The 20,246-nt window shown below is 32.2% G+C and carries 14 protein-coding genes; 9 read left to right on the top strand and 5 right to left on the bottom strand.

The window, feature by feature from the left end; genetic code table 11:
• Positions 1-16 precede the first annotated feature (16 nt).
• Genes ACWJJ2_RS08570 through ACWJJ2_RS08560 form a run of 3 tightly spaced genes read left to right on the top strand, consistent with a single transcriptional unit; the run spans position 17 to position 3,841 of the window.
• Entirely contained in the window at positions 17-622 is a 606-nt protein-coding gene (locus ACWJJ2_RS08570) for a TetR/AcrR family transcriptional regulator (RefSeq protein ID WP_216302898.1), read from the top strand.
• A gap of 10 nt (positions 623-632) precedes the next feature.
• Entirely contained in the window at positions 633-1,337 is a 705-nt protein-coding gene (locus ACWJJ2_RS08565; RefSeq protein ID WP_216302897.1) for an ABC transporter ATP-binding protein, read from the top strand.
• 2 nt (positions 1,338-1,339) lie between these two features.
• On the top strand, positions 1,340-3,841 hold the full coding sequence (locus tag ACWJJ2_RS08560; protein ID WP_462954248.1) for an ABC transporter permease: 2,502 nt from the start codon (positions 1,340-1,342) through the stop codon (positions 3,839-3,841).
• Positions 3,842-4,124: 283 nt separating this feature from the next.
• Here the strand turns inward: ACWJJ2_RS08560 and ACWJJ2_RS08555 are convergent, their stop codons facing one another.
• From ACWJJ2_RS08555 to ACWJJ2_RS08545, 3 genes are all read right to left on the bottom strand, one after another.
• Positions 4,125-4,880 (bottom strand): MurR/RpiR family transcriptional regulator, encoded by a 756-nt coding sequence (locus ACWJJ2_RS08555; RefSeq protein ID WP_216302895.1) that lies wholly within the window; start codon positions 4,878-4,880, stop codon positions 4,125-4,127.
• A 330-nt stretch (positions 4,881-5,210) separates the two neighbouring features.
• A complete protein-coding gene (locus tag ACWJJ2_RS08550; protein WP_216302894.1) occupies positions 5,211-6,536 on the bottom strand; it encodes a 6-phospho-alpha-glucosidase in 1,326 nt (441 codons plus the stop codon).
• 111 nt (positions 6,537-6,647) lie between these two features.
• Entirely contained in the window at positions 6,648-8,225 is a 1,578-nt protein-coding gene (locus ACWJJ2_RS08545) for a PTS transporter subunit EIIC (protein WP_462953127.1), read from the bottom strand.
• A gap of 382 nt (positions 8,226-8,607) precedes the next feature.
• On the opposite strand from ACWJJ2_RS08545, the gene ACWJJ2_RS08540 reads away from it, so the two are divergent.
• The 6 genes from ACWJJ2_RS08540 to ACWJJ2_RS08515 all read left to right on the top strand — a co-directional run bounded on the left by ACWJJ2_RS08540 (position 8,608) and on the right by ACWJJ2_RS08515 (position 18,714).
• Entirely contained in the window at positions 8,608-9,258 is a 651-nt protein-coding gene (locus ACWJJ2_RS08540; protein WP_462954247.1) for a phosphoribosyltransferase, read from the top strand.
• A 3-nt stretch (positions 9,259-9,261) separates the two neighbouring features.
• Complete coding sequence (locus ACWJJ2_RS08535; protein ID WP_216302892.1) at positions 9,262-10,062, top strand: Cof-type HAD-IIB family hydrolase; 801 nt, start codon at positions 9,262-9,264, stop codon at positions 10,060-10,062.
• Between the two features lie 177 nt (positions 10,063-10,239).
• On the top strand, positions 10,240-11,655 hold the full coding sequence (gene gndA, locus ACWJJ2_RS08530; RefSeq protein ID WP_216302891.1) for an NADP-dependent phosphogluconate dehydrogenase: 1,416 nt from the start codon (positions 10,240-10,242) through the stop codon (positions 11,653-11,655).
• Positions 11,656-12,016: 361 nt separating this feature from the next.
• Complete coding sequence (locus tag ACWJJ2_RS08525; RefSeq protein ID WP_462953126.1) at positions 12,017-14,440, top strand: glycosyl hydrolase family 18 protein; 2,424 nt, start codon at positions 12,017-12,019, stop codon at positions 14,438-14,440.
• A 203-nt stretch (positions 14,441-14,643) separates the two neighbouring features.
• Positions 14,644-16,635, top strand: coding sequence for a glycosyl hydrolase family 18 protein (locus tag ACWJJ2_RS08520; RefSeq protein WP_462954246.1), 1,992 nt, complete (start codon positions 14,644-14,646; stop codon positions 16,633-16,635).
• A gap of 168 nt (positions 16,636-16,803) precedes the next feature.
• A complete protein-coding gene (locus tag ACWJJ2_RS08515) occupies positions 16,804-18,714 on the top strand; it encodes a family 20 glycosylhydrolase (RefSeq protein WP_216302889.1) in 1,911 nt (636 codons plus the stop codon).
• 103 nt (positions 18,715-18,817) lie between these two features.
• Here the strand turns inward: ACWJJ2_RS08515 and ACWJJ2_RS08510 are convergent, their stop codons facing one another.
• Positions 18,818-19,588: an ABC transporter permease gene (locus ACWJJ2_RS08510; RefSeq protein WP_216302888.1), complete on the bottom strand. Its 771-nt coding sequence runs from the start codon at positions 19,586-19,588 to the stop codon at positions 18,818-18,820.
• Positions 19,589-19,590: 2 nt separating this feature from the next.
• Positions 19,591-20,220: an ABC transporter ATP-binding protein gene (locus tag ACWJJ2_RS08505; protein WP_216302887.1), complete on the bottom strand. Its 630-nt coding sequence runs from the start codon at positions 20,218-20,220 to the stop codon at positions 19,591-19,593.
• Positions 20,221-20,246: the final 26 nt, after the last annotated feature.

Raw genomic sequence — 20,246 nt, 5'->3', positions numbered from 1 at the left:
GAACGGAGGTTTTCTAATGCAATATTTGAAGGAAGAGGTAAGAAATAATATAGTAGAAGAATCTCTAAAGGAATTTAAACAAAGGGGATACAAAGGCACATCAATAAGGGGGATAGCTAAGAACTCTGAAACATCAGTGGGGAATTTTTATAAATATTTTCATAGTAAAGATGATTTGTATGAAAAATTAATTGGACCTGTATATGATAGACTAATGGATTACATTAATCAGTTTAATGAAGTAGAAATAAACGAAGAAGCAGATGATATTTTTTATAAATTAATGGAAAAGATAATGGAGATATTTAAAGAAAATAGCATAGAAATTACAATATTACTTAATAAAAGCGAAGGATCCAAATATGGAAATTGTAAAAAGACCTTCGTTGAGTTCGTAACTAGAATAGTTTCAGAGAAAATGAAATATGAGCTGTCACTCCAGGGGAAAAGACTTAAAAATAATTTTATTATTTATCTTATATCATATAACCTTGTGGAGAGTATTTCTATCATTTTAAGAGAGAAAGACGACGGAGCTCAGGTGAGAAAACTTATTATTGATATAATAGATATATTTTATAAAAATATTATGAGCAAGTTAGATTGTGAAAATATAAGTTAGGAGATAAAAAATGAAGAATTTTATAGAACTAAAAAATGTGAAAAAAACTTATACCATGGGAGAAGTTATCATCAAAGCAGTAGATGATGTTTCATTTTCTATAGAAAAGGGTGAATTTGTTGTGGTTATTGGTGCTAGTGGTGCAGGTAAAACAACAATACTTAACCTTTTGGGAGGTATGGACCAGGTTACTACTGGAAATATTATTGTGGATGGCAATGATATAAGTGAATACAATAAAAAAATGCTCACAAAATATAGGCGTGACGAAATAGGATTTGTATTTCAGTTCTATAATTTAGTACAAAATTTAAATGCAATTGAGAATGTAGAGCTTGCAGTTGAAATTTGTAAAAACCCAATGAATCCTGAAGAAGTACTTAAAAATGTAGGCCTTGAAAATAGAATGCGGAATTTCCCGTCGCAGCTTTCGGGAGGAGAACAGCAAAGAGTTTCCATAGCGAGGGCCCTTGCAAAAAATCCTAAGTTACTTCTTTGTGATGAGCCTACAGGAGCACTGGATTATAATACTGGTAAGTCGATACTTAAGTTACTATCTGATACTTCAAAAAAGCATGGCATGACTGTCATAGTCATTACACATAATTCCGCTATAACCCCTATTGCTGACAAGATAATAACAGTTAAAAGTGGTAAAGTTGAAAGCGTAATGAAAAATGATAATCCAATGTCTATCGAAAGCTTGGAGTGGTAGAAGTGAAGAAAACATTTTTTAAAAATTTATTTAGAGACATAAAAAAGACACTTTCAAGGTTTTTATCTATAGTAATAATCATTGCAATGGGAGTAGCTTTTTATGCTGGAGTTCGAGCTACTAGTCCAGATATGAAAAAATCAGCGGATTTTTATTTTAATCAAACTGAGTTTATGGATTTTAAACTTATATCTACACTTGGACTTACAAAGGATGACTTAGCTGAGGTCCAAAAACTAAAAGGTGTAAAAAAGGCTGAGGGTTCATTTTCAATAGACGCAGTAGTTGAAAAAGATAAACATTCCCTGGTGATTAATGTTAATTCAATTCCTCCTGAAAGTGGCATAAATAAGATAAAAATCGTCACAGGAAGAATAGCAAAAGCTAACAATGAAGTTGTAGTGGAAGAAGGATTTTTAAAAGAAAATAAACTTAAAATAGGGGATGTTATAGAACTTAAATCAGGAAAAGATGCTTTAATAGATAATGACCTAAAAAATAGCAGATTTAAAATAGTAGGAACAGCGCTGTCACCTTTATACTTATCAGCTCAAAGACAGCTAAGTTCAGTTGGTAATGGAACTGTTCGGGGATTTATTTATATACTACCTGATGTATTTAAAAGCGATGTTTATACAGAAATATATGTAAAAGATGATAGTGAAGAATCAAAAGATAGTCTTATATTAAGAGAAGATTATAAAAAAACTTCTAACAATATGAAGCAAGATCTTAAGGATATTGGAGTTATAAGAAGTAAAGTAAGGTATTCGCAAATATTGAAAGCTACGCAAGGTAAAATAAACATAGCAGAAAATAATGATATTAAAAAACCAGAATGGTATGTTCTTGGAAGAGATGCTAATCTGGGATATGAAACATATAGACAAGATAGTGAAAGAATAGATAACATAGGCAAGGCCTTCCCACTTATATTTTTCTTAGTGGCAGCTTTAGTTAGCCTAACAACTATGACGAGAATGGTTCAAGAAAATAGAATTGAAATAGGAACTTTAAAAGCTTTAGGATATTCAAGAATGGCCATAACTACTCACTATTTAATATATGCACTTTTAGCTAGTATAACAGGTAGCATAGTAGGTGTGTCTTTCGGATTTAGACTTTTTCCTCCACTTATAATGAATGCTTATAGCTCGCTTTATTCTATTCCAAGTTCTTTAACTCCTTTTAACCCTAGTTTAGCGCTTCAATCTTCATTAATCGCTATACTATTTACAACTCTTGCAGCGGGAGCGGCGACACTTGAGGAATTAAGAGAAGCACCAGCATCTTTGATGAGACCAAAACCGCCAAAGGCTGGAAAGACTATATTACTCGAAAAAATAACTTTTATATGGAAAAAGTTGAGTTTTACAAGTAAAGTTACTGCAAGAAATATATTTAGATATAAACAAAGGTTTTTCATGACCGTAATAGGCATCGCGGTGTGTACAGGACTTATGATAACAGGATTTGGACTTAAATCAGGAATAATGGGTGCTGTGGAAAGTCAGTTTACAAATATATATAGATATGATATGCAGTCAACACTTAGGAAAGACATAGACGATAATCAAAAAGATATCACACAAAATAAAATAATGAAAGATGATAACGTAAAATCAGTTTTATTTTCATATACAAAAAATGGAACGGTGGATCTTTATAAATCTGGTAGAGAAGATGCATATTTAGTGGTTACAGAAGATAAGAAGGAACTTAATAAGTATATTAATCTTACAATGAAAGGTACAGATCTAAGCCTTAAAGAAGATGGTGTAATTATTACTGAAAAATTATCGAAACTTATGAATAAAAAAATTGGAGACATATTTGAGATAACCATAAATGATAAGGTGGTAAAAGCTAGAATCTCAGGCATAACAGAGCATTATCTGCAACATTATATTTATATAAGCTCTGATTATTATAAAAAAATAACTGGGGAAAATCTTAAATTTAATGGGTTTTATGGACTTTTAAAATCAACATCAGATAGTGCAGAAGATAACACCACAAAGGTACTAACACGGACTCAAAATATAGGATCTATAAATTACAAAAACAAAGCACATTTTGATTTTAATAAAACCACGAAGAGTATAAATTCAGTGGTGCTCGTTCTAATAGTATCCGCAGGAGTCCTTGCTTTTGTTGTAATATATAACCTTACAAATATAAATGTAAATGAAAGAAAAAGAGAGTTGTCTACAATAAAACTTTTAGGATTTTATGATAGTGAACTTGCACTATATATATACCGTGAAAATATTATATTAACGGTAATAGGAAGCCTAACTGGAATAGCTGTGGGAATACTCCTATGTGGGTTTGTAATTAACACTTCAGAGACTAATGTAATGATGTTTATGAGGAAAATTGACCCTATTTATTTTCTATATTCAGTGTTACTTACAATTTCATTTTCTATAATTGTAAATTTAGTTATGTACAGAGAATTTGGTAATATAGATATGATAGAATCACTTAAAAGTGCAGAATAACACTACTAATTCAAGTAAATGCGTTGTACTTTAGAAATATTGATATTATGAATGACATAGAAAATAATAGCTTTCTTTGTCATGGGAGGATCTGCAAATTATACTATAAAAGCTGTGAAATTAATTTCACAGCTTTTATAGATTTAGACTTCTACTGTATACATTATAGGTTGTGTAATAATAATAGAAAGATAAATACTTCCTAATATACTTCCTTGCCTAAGCGTTAACGAATCTGTACTTATAGTACTTGAAAATGAAACTAAAAGTCTTGGTATTAAGCTCAATTTTCTTGGCTTTTTTCTAAATATATACCTATTAAAAATTCAAATAAAATTAAAATATTAGAATAGAAGGAAGTTGCTAATTTATTACGATCATCCATAGTATTCATATCATATAATTTAAAGTTTATATCTGATATTTTAGCTAATGTATTATCTACATCTCCTGTAAAGGAAACTATTTTTATCCCGTTTTTTTTAGCTGATTCAGAAACTTTTACTAAAAAGTCTGTTTCCCCTGACTTTGAGACACTTATAAATAGCTTTGCTTTAATGGCATTTACATCATAGCTTTCATAAGATTCAGAAAAAATACAATTAAAACCAAGAACTAATAATTTTCTAGTAATATATTTTGCAATAGATTCTGAAAATCCTTGTCCACAGGTATATATGATTTGACCTTTATTTTCCATTAATAAATCTATAAAGTCACTTATTTTTTTAGATTCTATCAATGATAACAATTCTTCTAAGTCCACGCCATAGTATTTATTATTTTTTTGCCCTGAAAAATGCGATTTTTTATCTTTCAATGTAAAATTCAAATTATAATACATATCTAAAAATCCGGAATAACCTATTTTTTTTGCTAGATTCATAATAGTAGTAGTAGATGTATAATTTTCCTTTGCTATACCTCTTACCCCTATTTCTTTAACATTCTCTATATTATTTATAATATAAATTAATATGTTTTCATCTGTACCACTTAACTGATATTTATCCACCATTTTGCTAATATCTAAGTTCATGCGTTTTTCACCTACTATAAATATTATATAATTTGTTTAATAAATGTTGTATTATTTTCACTACTATATTATACCTTATATTCTGGACAATAAATTAAGAAATTTCTACATTTAATTTTATAGATTTTTTTACTTGCATATTTAATAATTAAACAAAGTTAAATATCCCCACAACATGCCAACGGGAGACTTTCTGTAGTAAATGTAGTTGAATTCTAATTATCTCACAAAATAATTAAAAATAAAAAAGAGACTGCCCAAAATAGATCTAAAATCTATTTTTAAGACAGTCCCAACTTTTAAAACACTAAATTATATTCACTTCAACAACTATTTTAATTCAGGCCAATATTCTTTGTTTACTTTAATTAAATCATCTAAAATATTCTTAGCAACACTTGCACTAGGTACAGTTTTAGAAAGTGTAATAGCTTGCCACAATTTTAGATAGGATTTCTCTATCCAAGCTTCAACTACTAATTTTTCTACAGAAACTTGTTGCTGCATTAATCCCTTCTGGAATTGGGGGATTTTTCCTACTACTAATGGTTCTGGTCCATTGCTTCCAACCATACAAGGTATTTCAACCATAGCTGTTGGATCAAAGTTTTCAATGGCACCATTATTCTCTACAATTAATAGCATTCTTTCCTGTGAATTATATGCTATAGCTGTTGCTAGATCAACTATATATGATGCATGATCATCGACATGCAATTCACATCCTTGTGTAGATTGTTGTTCAATAATTTTTCTACACTCACCAAACACAAACTTTTCTCTTCCATCCATTACTTCATTAGCTCTTGTATATTCTTTATTTGAATGTTTAACAACATAATCCTGAAATAAATAATATTTTAAATAAGTATTAGGCAACGTATTTGGGTCTAATGCATATACATCTTTTGCTTTTGCAAAGGTATCGTACCAACTTGTCTCAGTTTCTTGAGTACCTCCTTCACCAATTATATAACCATATTTAGCAACATGTTCTTTTATTTTTGGCATTAAGTCATTTCCAGCAGTATCGCGTATGTCTGTCCACCAACCAAAATGATTAAGACCATAATAGCGAACTTTCATATCTTTTCTAGATTTTAGTCCTAAAATTTCAGCCATGCGTACTTCTGTACCTATTGGCATATCACATATGTTTAATATCTTCGAATTAGGCCTTAATTTTCTGGTTGCTTCTGCAACTATTGCTGCGGGGTTGGAGTAGTTTAACATCCATGCATCTGGTGAATATTTCTCCATATAGTCAAGTATTTCAATAACTCCACCAATGGATCTCATTCCATAAGAAATACCTCCTGGACCACAAGTTTCTTGTCCAAGTACATCATACTTCAATGGGATTTTCTCATCTAATTCACGCATTGCATATTTACCTACTCTTATATGGGCCATAACAAAGTCTGTATCTGTAAATGCTTCTTTTGGATCTGTTGTTACAGTAAATTCAATTTCTGGTGCTTTCTCCTTCAAAACAACAGCACATGCTCCAGCCACTATTGCCTGTCTTTCCTTATCGTTGTCATATAATGTTAGTTTTCTTATAGGAAACTTATCTAAGTTGTCTAAAAGCATTAATATTATTCCAGGTGTAAATGTACTTCCACCACCAGCTATTGTTACTGAAAATTTACTCATTTTTATTCCTTCTTTCTAATTTTATATATAATCTATAAATAGGTGAATTATATTCCGTTTATTTACCTATCCACAGTATTTAACTCCATGATTATTTACAGAAAAATTTTTTTAAACACTAAGATATTTATCAATGTCACTTCTTACTCCACTTACTTTAGGTCCATATATAACTTGAATGTTACTACCATGTTTTATTACACCTAAAGCTCCTGTGGATTTCAAAACTACTTCATCAACTTTATCGGCCTCTGTTATTTTTATCCTTAAACGAGAAAAGCAATTATCCACAGTTTCTATATTTTTCTTTCCTCCAAGAGCTCCCACTATTACTGATGATAAATCAGCACCTTGGGTTTTAACTTCTGCTTCATGCAATGAACTAGTACTAACCTTATCTTTATAATCTTTTTTAGTATATAATTTCACTTCACTATCTTCTCTACCTGGAGTTTTTAGATTAAACTTGATAATTAAAAAATTAAATAAAAAGTAAAATGCGATTAGTTCAACTAAACCTACGCCTATAGCTATAGGCCATCTAGTCCTACTAATTCCGGCTGGTAAATTATATGTTAAGAAATCTATAATACCACCTGCTGAATAAGTTCTAACTCCAAGTGCTACTACAATAGTTTGAAATATCCCATCAAATACAGAGTAAGCTACCCATAAAGCTGGTGCTATAAATAAAAATGTAAATTCTAAAGGTTCTGTAATACCAACCAAAACTGATGTTGCTACTGCTGGTATTAAAATAGCCTTTAATTTAACCTTATTCTCTGGTTTAGCTGTTTTGTAAAATGCTAAAGCTGCTCCTACTAAACCAAACATTTTAACCATACCATACTGTAAATATTTTGCAGAAGGATCAAAAACTTTTATTGATGGATCTGTTAACTGTGCTAAAAAAATATTATAAGCTCCAAAAACTGTTTTCCCACCGATTTCTAATGTTCCACCAATATTAGAGTAAGAAAATGGAGTCCATATCAAGTGATGTAATCCGGTTGGAATTAACACTCTATTTAAAAATCCATATAAGAATACACCAACATAACCTGATACATTTATAAAACCTGTTAGACCACTGATACTGATTGCAATAACGGGCCAAACATAGCTAAATGCTATCCCAAGGATTAGTAAAATAGGTACTAAAACTAAAAGAACTAATTTTGTGTTTCCATAAAACGCAAATGCACCTGGAAATTCTTTATTACTAAATTTATTATGAGTAAGTGCTACTACTACACCAAGAATTATTCCTAAGAAAACACCCATATCTATTACTTGAAATCCCAAAATTATAGTTTGACCTGTCCCATATAAATCTGAAGCGGTTTTGTAATTTACTAATTTTCCTGTTAAAGTAAGCCACTCATTATTAGCTCCTAAAAATATTAAAAATGAAAGTAATGCCACAAGAGCCGCTTCTGCTTTTTTGTCTTTTGCCATACCCATAGAAATACCAACGCAGAAGAGGATGCATAAATTATTCATAATAGGCCAAAGACCACTTGCAATATATTTTCCAACATTTATTAGAGAACTACCATTTCCAACAATTGTCGGGTTACTTAATATAGAGGACAATGCAATAATTATACCAACAATAGGTAAAAACAATACTGGAACTACTATAGCTCTTGCAAAAACTTGCATTCCACTTACTATTTTTTCTTTCATTTGAAAATTCTCCTTTTCAATTTTATTGAAAGCTTTTGAATGTAATCGTTTACTTCTTGTATATGTCGTCTAACTTTTGTAACGATTTGTTATTACTTACATTTTAACAAATTTTTGTATGAATTTAAACAGGCAAGCCCCATTAAAAAACAGGTTAAGTCAATTGATAACCTGTTTTTTATACAAATATAAAAATATGCCCGGGAAATAATTTGTGATTTTCCATGGGCCTTTTTTCTTTGCGTTAAATTATATTTTGAGTTATCTTCAATTTAAAAAAGCTTGATCTGCAGCAGGGATAATTTATCTCAATGTTTGGAAGTATATATAGGAAAACCTAAAAAAAACGGTAGAGACTTATAAATAAAAATTAAGTTAAAAGGTGTGGTGCATTAGAATGATGTTTTTAGACAGAAAAGATGCAGGGGAAAAGCTAACTGATAGTCTTGAAAAATTTAAAGATGAAGATGTAATTGTACTTGCGGTGCCAAGAGGTGGACTCGAAATAGCTTATGATACAGTAAAAAGATTTGGGTTTAAATGGGATTTGATTATTCCAAGAAAAATAGGGGCACCACATAACAAGGAGTTTGCAATAGGTGCAGTGTCTGTGGATGGTAGTTATTTTATAAATAATCATTACGTGAAAATGATTGGTATATCACAAGAGTATATCGAGAAGGAAGTTTTAGAGCAAACAAAAGAAATTAAAAGAAGAATGAAAGAGTACCGTGCAAAGGATACATTTCCTGAGGTTAAAGATAAAACAGTTATAATTATTGATGATGGGATTGCTACGGGATTTACTATCCTGGCTGTAATAAAATCTGTTAAAAAGCAAGGAGCTAAAAAAATCATTCTAGCTATTCCTGTAGGTCCTATGGAAGTTATTGAAGAATTCAAAGAACTTGTAGATGAGGTAATATGCCTATATATACCAGATGAATTTTATGCAGTAGGTTCATATTATAAGGATTTTAAGCAAGTTATAGATGAAGAAGTATTTAAAATCATGAATGAATTGAGGGGATAAATTATGGAGTATAAGCTTGTTGCGGTAGATATGGATGGAACCCTCCTTACTCCACAATTAGAGATATCAAAGAAGACTGTAGAAACTATAAATAGGGTTATAGAAAAAGGTGTTGTATTCACTCTTTCAACAGGACGAATGTATCTTGCAGCTATGCCATTTGCAAATATGCTTAATCTAGATGTTCCTATAATAACTTGTAATGGAGCCCTTATTAAATGTTCTAAAACAGGAAAAGTATACGACGCAAAGATAATTGATAAAGAATATTCATCAAAAATTATAAGTTACTGTGAGGAAGCTGGTTTATCAGTAAGTATTTATAGAGAAGACGATATATATGTTAAGAAAAATAGTGAAAATCTAGATATACACATACAACTAGATCATGCAAAACCACAAATTGTAAACGATTTTGATTCACTTTTAGAGGGTTCAATTATTAAAATAATGTTTAATAGTAGTAATAAATATAATCTAGAACAGCATACACGAAAACTATTTGAATTATATAAGGAAAAATTAAATTTCTACTTTTCATTACCCCATTTTGTTGAGATTGTTAACAAAGAAGCAAATAAGAGTAATGCTCTACAGAATTTAGCACTTAAATTTAATATAAAAAGGGAAGAAACAATTGCTATAGGAGACAACTTTAATGATATGGATATGATAGAATATGCAGGACTTGGAGTTGCAATGGGAAATGCTCCAGATTATTTAAAAGATGCGGCTGATTTTGTAACCCATTCTAATGATGAAGATGGAGTGAGGCATGTTTTAGAAAACTTTATACTAAAATAAATAGATAGCTGTAATTATACCGTGACGTTTAAGGGTAGTCATGACTAGTATAAATAAACGCATTATGCTTCAAAATGTACAATAGCGTTTTTGCTTATGCAATTGAATAATATATAGTATAATATAAACTATATATTATTCAACGAGAGAAACTTTTTTTAAGGGGGAATTTATCTTATGAATAAACAACAATTTGGAGTTATAGGCGTTGGTGTTATGGGTAAAAATTTAGCAATAAACGTTGAAAGCAGGGGAATATCTGTTTCAGTTTATGATCGAAGTAAAATTGCCACAGATAAGTTATTAATAGAGGTGAAAGAAAAAAATATTGTGGGAACATACTCTATAGAAGAGTTTGTGAACTCTATTGAAATTCCGAGAAAAATATTAATTATGATTAAAGCAGGAAAGCCTGTGGATGAAGCAATAGAAGAATTAATACCATATATATCAAAGGGTGACATAATAATTGATGGCGGCAATTCATATTTTATGGATACAATACGTAGAAGTAAGAAACTTGAAGATTTGGGTTTTAAATTTATAGGGGCAGGAGTTTCAGGAGGAGAAAAAGGGGCTTTAAAAGGCCCAGCGATTATGCCAGGAGGCCAGATTGATGCTTATAAAATAGTAGAACCAATTTTAACAGCTATATCTGCAAAAGTAGATGGAGAATCGTGTTGTACTTACATTGGAGCAAATGGGGCAGGACATTATGTAAAGATGGTTCATAATGGTATTGAGTATGCAGACATGCAGCTTATTTGTGAAGCTTATGCACTTTTAAAAGGAGTTCTTGGACTTTCTAATGATAAAATTCATGATGTGTTTGCGCAGTGGAATAAAGGTGAGCTGAATGGTTATTTAATGGAAATAACTAGTGAAATATTTGCACAAAAAGATAATGAGTCCGGAAAGCACATGGTTGATATTATTTTAGATAAAGCAGGCCAAAAGGGAACCGGGAAATGGACGAGTCAAAGCGCTCTAGATTTAGCGCTGCCAATACCTACAATAACAGAGGCTGTTTTTGCACGTTGCATTTCGAAAGTAAAAGATGAACGAGTGTTGGCAAGTGATATACTAAAAGGGCCAGATGAATTATTTGAAGGGGATATAAATGAGTTTATAGAATCAGTAAGAAGAACTCTTTATACAAGTAAAATATGTTCATATGCACAGGGATTCGCGCTTATGAAAGCTGCAGCAGTAGAATATAACTGGGACCTTAAATATGGCGAAATTGCTAAAATATTTAGAGGTGGGTGTATTATTCGCGCTCAGTTCCTTAACAAGATTAACGTTGCCTATGAAAATGATGCTAATATTAAAAATCTAATGTTAGATTCTTATTTCAAAAATATCCTTAGTAGTTATCAAAAGGATTGGCGATTTGTAGTATCCACAGCTGTAAATTTAGGTGTGCCAGTTCCAGGGTTTTCTAGTGCAATAATGTATTATGATAGTTATAGAAGCGCAAATCTCCCAGCAAATTTACTTCAGGCACAGAGAGATTATTTTGGTGCCCATACATTTGAAAGAGTTGATAAAGAAGGGACATTCCATCATGAATGGGTAAGTGAAACTAAATAATAAATATCAAAACCTGTAGTTTATATTTTAGACTGCAGGTTTGTTTTGTTAAAACGATATAATGCCTAGCACTTTATATGTACCGTAAAAATATTATATTAACGGTAATAGGAGGTTTAATTGAAGGACTGCCTTAAAAACAATAGAAAAGGCAGTCCATTTTTCTGTTGTTTTTATGAATATGTTCAAAAACATTCCGCATGCCAGTATATTACATTTTACAAGAAATTTCAACTAAATTCTCAAAGAACTACTTATAAATTGGTAGATATAAGACTTTGGGATAGGAATTTAAAGTAATTATATTGACAAAGCTATCCAAATATGTAAAAATGAATATGGAAGTTTACAAAATAAGCATATGGAGGATAAAAATGTCGAAAAAAGTTTTAAAAACTTTTTAGCAAAATTAGTTATTTTAACTTTTGAGATCATTTTATTTCCAACAATAATAACATTTGCTGCAAATTCTGAAATACCGGGAATTTCAACCTTATCCGCAAATCAAGGGGGCGCAGATGTTGATGGCAAGTATGATATTTTCATAAATTTGTGGTATGGCAATCTTATTATACGAGGGGGATTATTAATGAAAGGAACTAAAATTATTTCATGTATAACTATGGCAGCACTGATGGTCATAGCTGTAGGGATAACAACAAATGTGAAAGCTGAAACGATTAAAGAAATTAAGCCGGTAACAGAAATGGCTCACAAGAATGTAGTTACATATTTCCCTAATTGGGCAATGTACAACTCTGCTCATCAATCAATGGAACCGAAGGATATACCATGGACAAAAGTTAATGTAATTAATCATTCATTTTTCTCAATAAATAAAGATTTTAAAATCACTTCAATAGATACTTATGCGGACTATGAGAAGACAATGGAGCATTCAGGAGGGTGGGATTCTCCACTAAAAGGATGTTTAGGAGAGTATAAGTATTATAAAGGCATATATCCAGATAAGAAGATACTTATTTCTGTTGGTGGTTGGACACGAGGAGAAAATTTTCATGCAATGGCTATGACGGCAGAAACTAGAAAAGTATTTACAGATAGTGTTGTTGAATTTTTAAAGCAGTATCCATTTATAGATGGTATCGATATAGATTGGGAATATCCAGGTGTAGATAGAAAGGCAGAACCAAATGATCAATACGATAAAGGATGTCCAGGTGGGCCAGAGGATAAAGTCAACTATACATTACTATTGAAAGATATAAGGGATGCATACAATGCAAATGGATTATCAGGTAAAATGTTAACTGTAGCAGCTGGAGCAGGCTATGATAAGATGGCATTAGTAGAACCATCTAAATATGAACAATATCTTGATTACATGAATGTTATGACTTATGACATTCATGGTGCATGGGAACTAACTACGAATCATCAGGCAGCATTATATGTTAACCCTGAGGATCCATCAGGTACAACCCCAACAGATTTGAAGAATAAATATAATTCAGATTATGCAATGAAGGCTTATAGAGATATTTATAAAATTTCTCCATCAAAGCTTAATATGGGATCACCATTATATTCAAGAGGTTGGAAAGGTGTTAAACCAGGACCAAACGGAGATGGGTTATATCAAAGTGCAACTGGAGCTTCTGCGGGATCTTTAGATAATGCATCCTCACCAGGTGGACAAGAACCATGGTTTATATTAAAGCAACTAGAAACTACCCCAGGTTGGAATAAATACTATGATACTAAAGCAAATGCAGTATATTTATATAATGCATCAAAGGGTGAATTTTTAACTTATGAAGATGAAAAGACATTAAGTGATAGATGTGATTATGTAAATGCCAATGGCTATGGTGGAGTATTTATTTGGGATGCTTCTGATGATGATTTATCAAAAGGATCTCCAATGACAACCATAGCATGGAATAAAATGAGTACCCCCGTAGTAAATAAACTACAAGCAGCAACTTTAACAGCAGGAGCGGTAAGCAATGGAGCATATAAACTAACAGCAATAGTCCCAGCTAATAATACAGCAACTTCATATACTATAATGGAAGGTGCGAAGACTATAACAAATGGTACATTAGTAGCAGGACAAACTACAACACAAACAATAGTATATGATAGCACAGGTAAGGAACCAGGAACGTATGATTACATAGTAGAACTTTCTGATGGAACAAAAAGCATTACATCAAATCAAGTAACTGTAATAGTGCTACCACCAGTAGTAAATAAACTACAAGCAGCAACTTTAACAGCAGGAGCGGTAAGCAATGGAGCATATAAACTAACAGCAACAGTCCCAATTAATAATACAGCAACTTCATATGCTGTAATGGAAGGTACGAAGCAATTAACAACGGGTAAATTAGTAGTAGGACAAACTACAACACAAGCAATAGTATATGATAGTACAGATAAGGCACCAGGTACTTATGATTATACAGTAGTAGTAACCGATGGAACATCATCACTTATATCAAATAAAGTATCAGTAACCGTTCCAAAAGTAGTGGGCAAATTGCCAGCTAAACCAAGCTTAACTCAAGATAACTGGGATAGTAGTTCAGATTATAAAATAATTATGAACATGTGGTGGGGAGAAAATGGTACTTCTTGGAGGCTATATGAGAATGGAGTACTAATTTCAACTAAACCATTAGTAGCAAGTGTCTTAAATGCCCAAACAGATTCCGTATCATTTAAAGGGAAAGCAAGAGGAACTTATGTGTATAAGGCAGAACTTGTTAATGATGCAGGTATTACAGTATCTGATGAATTCAACTATACTGTAAGATAGTAAATAGTCAATCTAGGTTATTCCTTAAAATTAGCAGTTATATCATAAAGTACAGTAGCGGATTTATGACAACAAAAACAGCATAATTATTAAAGGGACTGCCTTAAAAACAATAGAAAAGGCAGTCCCTTTTCTATTAACAAGTGGGTCGAATTGAATCCAACTAAGACAACTAGTTACAAAATATGTTAGGAGGATTATTAATGAAAGGAACTAAAATTATTTCATGTATAACTATGGCAGCTCTAATGGTGATCATAGCTGTAGGGATAACATCAAATGTAGAGGCTAAAACGATTAAAGAAATTAAGTCAGTAATAGTGCCTGTAGTAAAACCAATCTCTGGTTCAAAACTACTTGTAGGGTATTGGCATAACTTTGATAATGGAACAGGGATAGTTAAACTTAGAGATGTTTCAACTAAATGGGATGTTTTAAATATATCTTTTGGTGAAACAAATGTAGATCGGGCTGTAGTTGAGTTTTCGCCTTGCTATGGCACAGAGGCAGAATTTAAGTCTGACATCGCATATTTGCAAAGCAAGGGAAAGAAGGTTGTGCTTTCAATAGGTGGACAAAATGGTGTAGTGCTAGTACCAGATGCTACTGCAAAACAAAAATTTATTAATTCTGTGGAGGCCGTAATAGATAAATATGGTTTTGATGGAGTTGATGTTGATCTAGAGTCAGGCATTTCGATGAATGCTGGAGATACTGACTTTAAAAATCCAAGCACACCACAAATTGTAAATCTTATTACGGGATTAAGAACTATTTTAGATTATTATGGTCCTAATTTTATATTAAGTATGGCGCCTGAAACTGCATACGTTCAAGGTGGTTATAGTTCTTATGGAAACATATGGGGTGCTTACTTGCCAATTATTTATGGTGTAAAAGATAAATTAACTTATATTCATGTGCAACATTACAATGCTGGTAGTGGAGCTGGAATGGATGGTTTAAATTATAATCAAGGTACAGCTGACTATGAAGTAGCTATGGCAGATATGTTACTTCACGGATTTCCAATAGGCGGGAATTCTAGTAATGTATTTCCAGCATTAAGAGAAGAACAAGTGATGATAGGATTGCCAGCATGCTCATTAGCAGCTCCGAGCGGTGGATACATAAATCCTACAGAAATGAAAAAGGCATTAGATTATATAATGAAAGGAATTCCTTTTGGGGGTAAATATAAAATTTCAAACGCAAAGGGCTATCCAGGATTTCGAGGTTTAATGTCTTGGTCAGTCAATTGGGATGCTAAAAGTAATTATGAGTTTTCAACTAATTATCGTGCATATTTTGACGAAATAGTTAACCCAGTTTATTCATTAAAGGAAGCAATTATTTCATCAAGTGCAGTAGCTAATGGTAGCTTTACATTGATGGCTGAAGTACCAGGATATAATACTGCTAGTTCTTATAAATTTATAGATAATATAGGAGTAATTACAAGTGGTAAAATAACGCCTCAAACTTCAGAAGTAACATTAACTCAGCAAGTTGCTAATAAAAAACCCGGAACGTATGATTACACAATAGAACTTTCTGATGGAACAAAAACAATTACATCAAATCAAGTAACTGTAATAGTGCTGCCGGAAGTAGTAAATAAACTACAAGCAGCAACTTTAACAGCTGGAGCGGTAAGCGATGGAGCATATAAACTAACAGCAATAGTTCCAACTAATAATACCGCAACTTCATATGCTGTAATGGAAGGTACGAAGCAGTTAACAACGGGTAAATTAGTAGCAGGACAAGCTACAATACAAACAATAGTATATGATAGTACAGATAAGGCACCAGGTACTTATGGTTATACAGTAGTAGTAACCGATGGAACATCATCACTTATATCAAATAAAGTATCAGTAACCGTTCCAAAAGTAGTAGGCAAATTGCCAGCTAAACCAAGCTTAACTCAAGATAACTGGGATAGTAGTTCAGATTATAAAATAATTATGAACATGTGGTGGGGAGAAAATGGTACTTCTTGGAGGCTATATGAGAATGGAGTACTAATTTCAACGAAACCATTAGTAGTAAATGGTTCAAATGCCCAAACGGATTCCGTATCATTTAAAGGAAAAGCAGGAGGAACCTATGTGTATAAGGCAGAACTTGTTAATGATGCAGGTGCTACAGTATCTGATGCATTAAACTATACTGTATCAAATGGTAAATAGTCACAAAATCCCTCTATAATCTTTGATTTAGGGGAGAGGTTCACAAATATAATACATGTTCGCAATTATCACATTAAAGTTATATATGTATATAATAGTATATATATATTTTTTTATATTTTAATAATTTGAATACAAAAGATTATAATATAAGAAGGGGGAATCGGCATGTATTTGATCCCATTGCCACGGAAAGTCATAGAACGCGAAGGATTATTTTTGATAGGCCACAATACTGCCATTGTGTTAGATGTGGCATTGGATGATAACGATTTGGAAACGGCGAAGATGTTACAGCAGGAAATTAAAAAGGTTATCGCAATTACGCTTCCTATTAAAAAAGTGTTACGGAGTGCAGGGGATCTTTATGAAAACTGCATTTGCTTTCAATATGACAATATAGATACAAGAAAAGAAGCTTATATGCTGAGTGTGAGATCAAATAAAATTACAATTACCGCCTGTTCAAGCCGCGGATTCCTGTATGGAGTAGCTACGCTAATTCAGCTATGTAAGATATCACGTGCGGAAATTGGATGCACAGATATTGAAGATGAACCATCTTATTCAAACAGAGGATATATGCTTGATGTTAGCCGCGGAAGGGTGCCTACTATGAACAGTCTGAAAGTGCTGGTTGATCGGTTGTCCTTGTATAAAATCAATCAACTTCAACTGTATATGGAAAACTGTTTACGACTAGATGGATTTGAGGAAATTTGGTCGCAGACTGATCCTTTTACTCCGGAAGAAATTTTGGAACTAGATTCTTACTGCAATAAAAGAGGCATTGAACTGGTACCTTGCATAGCATCATTTGGACATTTGTATGATTTACTCCGTTCAGAGAGCTTTGGTAAATACAGAGAAATGAATACCGGTCAGGGTGAGGCATTTACTTGGTATAACCGTATGAGATACCATATCATTAATGTGTCTGACCCCGATAGTTTTGCTCTTATCACAGGAATTCTTGACCAATACATGCCATTGTTTCGCAGTGATAAAATAAACATTTGTTGCGATGAAACATTTGATTTGGGTAAGGGGAAGAGTGCTCCTATGGCAAAGGGAATGGTTTACGGAGAGATGTATCTTTCTTATGTGAATAGGTTAGTGGAATATCTTCAAAGTAAGGGAAAAAAGGTAATGATTTGGGGTGATATTCTGCAGAATCATCACGAACAGATGGGTAAACTTAATTCGCAAGTTACTTGCCTTAACTGGTATTACAATTATGGTGCTAAGGAAGAAGTTGTTAAAATTTTTGCAGATATCGGTTTGAAGCAATATGTATGTCCTAGTGTATCAGGTTACAGTAGGTTGGTGAATGCATATGACATGAGTTTTACTAATATAAGAGAGATGGCAAAGTTAGGTAATCAGTATCATGCGGTGGGATTTTTGAATACAGACTGGGGAGATTGTGGACATATTAATATGCCGGCGCTTGCCATTCCCTGCATGATTTATGGCGCAGCACAGGGTTGGAACGTTGAGGACGACAGGGATTTTAGCACCATAGACAAGGCTATTTCACTGGTTGAATATGAAGATCGCGGGAAAAATCTGGTAGGGCTGTTACGTGAACTTTCTCGTCAAGATATAATTACTTTTAACGATATGGCATTTTTCAGGGATTATAAGGTGTACAACCAGACCTACAATGATCGTGGAACCTCGCTATATGAAAAAGCTAAAAATGAAATGATGTTGGTTTCAGAGAATCAGCTTAAGGGTGCAGTTACCAAATGCAGCGAAATCATAAATTTCCTTAAACAAAATGATAGTGGTTCATATGCAGAACGCCAAGAAGAAATGCTAGAGTATTACCTTGCTGCTCGTGGTGTAGCACTTATGCAGGAGTTGACGCTGATAATTAAAAAGCGTGAGTATGCTCAGGATGTACAGCCACTGGATACTCCTTATGAATTGGCTAGTAAGCTAGAATATTGGCTGATGGATTACTGTACGGAGTGGAGGACTGTCAGCCGCGAGAGTGAATTGTATCGAATAAAAGAATTTGTTTGGCAAATCTGCTCCATCCTGCGAAAATACGATACAAAGTTACACAGTTGATGATAGATTCAAACAGAGCGATGATTCTTCAAAAATCATATAATAAAAGCTGTGAAATTAATTTCACAGCTTTTATTATATAATCATCTTCTGAAATGTCATTCTATAAGAACTGTTTCCTATTATTGTATAAAGACTTATAACCTAAGTTTAGGGATAAAAAAACTGTTATACAAACAGAAGTACAAACTGCAATCATAATGGCTATTTGGTACATAATCGCTGTGGTAGGTAGTGTACCTGACAACATCTGTCCTGTCATCATTCCCGGTAAAAAAATTATTCCCATTCCTAGCATGGAATTCATTGTAGGAATTAAGGCGGTTTCTAAAGCATTATTAGCAAAAGGCTTTAAAATATCTCTAGGCTCCACTCCTAAATTGAGTAAAGTATTAATTTTATTTTTTTCTTTGCTTATATCATCCATAAAGGTTTTTATTGCAATGTTTACTCCCGTCATAGAGTTACCAATAATCATACCAGCTAAAGGTATAGTGTATTGAGGGTTGAATATGGATTTACCAACAACTATAGTTACAAAAAAGACTAGAATAAAAAGTCCCGAAAATGTTAAAGAAGCTCCTATTGCAATTTTGAAATTTTGATTTAAGTCTTTTTTACTTTTAATTACTCTATCAATAGAAAATACTATCATAATTACTAAAAAAATTATAGTAAATATAGGCTTTGGATTACTAAAGACATATTGAAGTATATAACCCACAATTACAAGTTGAACTGTCATTCTTAAACTTGCAACTATAAGAAGTTTTGTTTGATTAACCTTTGATTTTTTCATAATTATGAGCACTATAATTAGAAGTAAATAAATAAGTGAAAATTGGAAAATACTTAGCTGTACTGCTCCTTTCATATTTATGCCTCCTTAACTATTTCAACTTTATTTTCACAAAACTCATCAACAATAGTTTTATTGTGGCTTACAATTACAATTTCAATGTTTTTTGCTTTGCAGAAATTTATTATATTTATCATCATTTCATGACTGTTTTTTTCATCTAATGCTGAAGTTGGCTCGTCGAGTAATATAATCTCAGGACATAATGATAAAAAAATTGATATATAAACTCTTTGACGTTCTCCACCAGAAAGGGTAGATGTATTTTGGTCAAGTGGAACATTTACGCAGCAAAGATCGGTAATGTAGATAATATATTCTAAGCTAGGCATAGTTTTTTGTCTTAGTGAATAAAAGGTTTTAAAATTGTCTATTATGCTTTCATCAAATAGGAAAACATCCTGAGAAACTAGGCTTACTTCACGTCTTAGAGCAATAGGGTCATATGCACCAATTGGTGTACCTTTATATAATAATTCACCAGATATTGGAGTTATAGATTGGTTTAACAGTTTTAAAAAAGTGCTTTTGCCACATCCACTTTCCCCAACGATAAAATTAATCATTCCCTTTTGAACTTTTACGTCATTATAAGTTAAATTGGATTTGTAAATAAGATTGCTTGCTTGAAATAATAATTCATTCATTTAAAATGACCTCCAAAAAAATAATA

This window comes from Clostridium sp. CM039, assembly GCF_055081075.1.
This window is presented reverse-complemented; position numbering and strand designations above follow the sequence as displayed.

Bases quoted from the DNA above. Each gene is read 5' to 3' on its own strand.
- ACWJJ2_RS08505 (WP_216302887.1), bottom strand. From the start codon at position 20,220: ATGAATGAATTATTATTTCAAGCAAGCAATCTTATTTACAAATCCAAT.
- ACWJJ2_RS08555 (WP_216302895.1), bottom strand. From the start codon at position 4,880: ATGAACTTAGATATTAGCAAAATGGTGGATAAATATCAGTTAAGTGGT.
- ACWJJ2_RS08545 (WP_462953127.1), bottom strand. From the start codon at position 8,225: ATGAAAGAAAAAATAGTAAGTGGAATGCAAGTTTTTGCAAGAGCTATA.
- ACWJJ2_RS08515 (WP_216302889.1), top strand. From the start codon at position 16,804: ATGTATTTGATCCCATTGCCACGGAAAGTCATAGAACGCGAAGGATTA.
- ACWJJ2_RS08570 (WP_216302898.1), top strand. From the start codon at position 17: ATGCAATATTTGAAGGAAGAGGTAAGAAATAATATAGTAGAAGAATCT.
- ACWJJ2_RS08520 (WP_462954246.1), top strand. From the start codon at position 14,644: ATGAAAGGAACTAAAATTATTTCATGTATAACTATGGCAGCTCTAATG.
- ACWJJ2_RS08565 (WP_216302897.1), top strand. From the start codon at position 633: ATGAAGAATTTTATAGAACTAAAAAATGTGAAAAAAACTTATACCATG.
- ACWJJ2_RS08510 (WP_216302888.1), bottom strand. From the start codon at position 19,588: ATGAAAGGAGCAGTACAGCTAAGTATTTTCCAATTTTCACTTATTTAT.
- ACWJJ2_RS08550 (WP_216302894.1), bottom strand. From the start codon at position 6,536: ATGAGTAAATTTTCAGTAACAATAGCTGGTGGTGGAAGTACATTTACA.
- ACWJJ2_RS08525 (WP_462953126.1), top strand. From the start codon at position 12,017: ATGGAGGATAAAAATGTCGAAAAAAGTTTTAAAAACTTTTTAGCAAAA.
- gndA (WP_216302891.1), top strand. From the start codon at position 10,240: ATGAATAAACAACAATTTGGAGTTATAGGCGTTGGTGTTATGGGTAAA.
- ACWJJ2_RS08535 (WP_216302892.1), top strand. From the start codon at position 9,262: ATGGAGTATAAGCTTGTTGCGGTAGATATGGATGGAACCCTCCTTACT.